Origin of the sequence: Massilia genomosp. 1 (genome assembly GCF_011682185.1) — a bacterium.
Classification (GTDB): Bacteria; Pseudomonadota; Gammaproteobacteria; order Burkholderiales; family Burkholderiaceae_D; genus Telluria_A; species Telluria_A rubra.
This window is the reverse complement of sequence record NZ_WHJF01000262.1, coordinates 1-1,632: the sequence shown is the minus strand read 5'-3', so window position 1 is coordinate 1,632 and position 1,632 is coordinate 1. Positions and strand designations below refer to the sequence as shown.

The 1,632-nt window shown below is 58.6% G+C and carries 1 protein-coding gene; it reads right to left on the bottom strand.

Going from position 1 to position 1,632, the window contains the following annotated elements; genetic code table 11:
- Positions 1–150: 150 nt before the first annotated feature.
- Positions 151–1,437: an IS1182 family transposase gene (locus F1735_RS33410; protein ID WP_167094536.1), complete on the bottom strand. Its 1,287-nt coding sequence runs from the start codon at positions 1,435–1,437 to the stop codon at positions 151–153.
- Positions 1,438–1,632: the final 195 nt, after the last annotated feature.

The window sequence follows — 1,632 nt, the reverse complement described above, 5'->3', positions numbered from 1 at the left end:
GCCTAGGCGTCGGCGCGGCAGACGGAATTTGACCTCGCGAACCCGCGGCGGACGCGGCGAGCCGCGAGGCCGTCTCCGATTTCAGGCTCAAACGTGAGCCGATTTGCCGTGCTTGACAGCGAATTCGGACGAAAATCGCCCCGTGAGTGACTACGCGGCCATCATTTTTGCCATTCTTCGCAGGTTTAACGCCGCGCAGACGAGTTTCCACTCGGCCTGGGCCTTGGCCAGTCCGCGCATGCTAAATTGTCGAAACCCGAGAACGCTCTTTATCCAGCCGTTCGGTGGTTCCGACAGCCATTTGCGTTTTCGATAGGCTGCCTGCGTTTCCACGAGCTTGAATTTTTCGGCCATGGCGGCACACAGCGGCCGCTTCGTGGCATCGATCGCGACGTCCTTCCTGCCCTCACGTCCAAGGGCCACGATCAATTCGGCGGTATGATCTTTCAATTGATCGAACACGGCCTCCGACCGGTAGCCGGCATCGGCAAGGACTTGCTCCGGATCGGACCCGGCATCACGCTTGACGGCAGCGAGTACGGCTGGCAATTGCCCGCTGTCGGCGGCACAGTTGTCCAATTCGGCGGCGACAATAATGTGCGCGGTAGCATCGACTGCGAGTTGGCCATTGTAGGAGTACTCGAAGCCGCCCCCAGCATGCTTCATGATCCGGCTTTCCGGGTCGGTGAAATTTTCCTGGGCATTTGGCTTGGGCTCGCCGAATTTATATTTGAACCGTGACTTCTTTTTCGGCTTGCCATCGGCATCGGGCGGATCCTCATCGTCGGCGCTACGACCGCGTGCGGTGTCTGCCTGACGCTGACGCTCCTCAAGGCGTTCACGTGCCGCGCGAATCACGGCGAGGCGGTCTTCGCGACGGGTGATCTCTGCGGGGAGGTCCAATTCCGGTTCATTTTTCTCGGCCTCGTCAGCCGCCTTGGCCTTCGCCAGCAGCGCATCGATCTGCGCCTTGAGCTCAAGCTCGGCCTTCTTCATCCGGTCGTAGCTCATCGCTTTGTGACGCGATGCATTGGCCTTGATCTTGGTACCATCGACCGATATCGTACCGAGCTTCACCAAACCGCATTCCTTCGCCAGCTTCACCACTTGCACAAAGATGTCCGCAAACTCCGTCAAATGCGCGGCACGGAAGTCGCAGATCGTCCGGTGCGCCGGATAATTATCTGCGGCCAGTACCCGGAACGCCACATCCTCATACAGTTTCTTGGCCATCTTGCGTGACGAGAAGACACCGGTTGAATAACCATACACCAGCACTTTGAGCATCATTGCCGGATGAAACGGCTGGTTGCGCGAACCGCCCCCGGCATACCGAGCATGAAAAGCGGATAGGTCGAGCGAGTCGATCGTATCGCTAATGTAATAGGCAAGGTGCCCGTCAGGGAGCCAGTCCTGCAGTGCGTGGGGCAGCAGCATTTGCTGCTACGGCTCGTAGGGAAGATAGCTTGATGTCATCGGTCAAAAATGCGTTTGCTCGGTTGACATGGATGATATCAAGTTTCTGCCGCGCAGACTCCTAGGTGCTGCGCGACTGGATACGTCAGTCATGCTGTGCCGGATCGGCGAGTGGCAGCCGTTGAGACAGCGCGGCAGTTGTCAGTCGGACCGTCG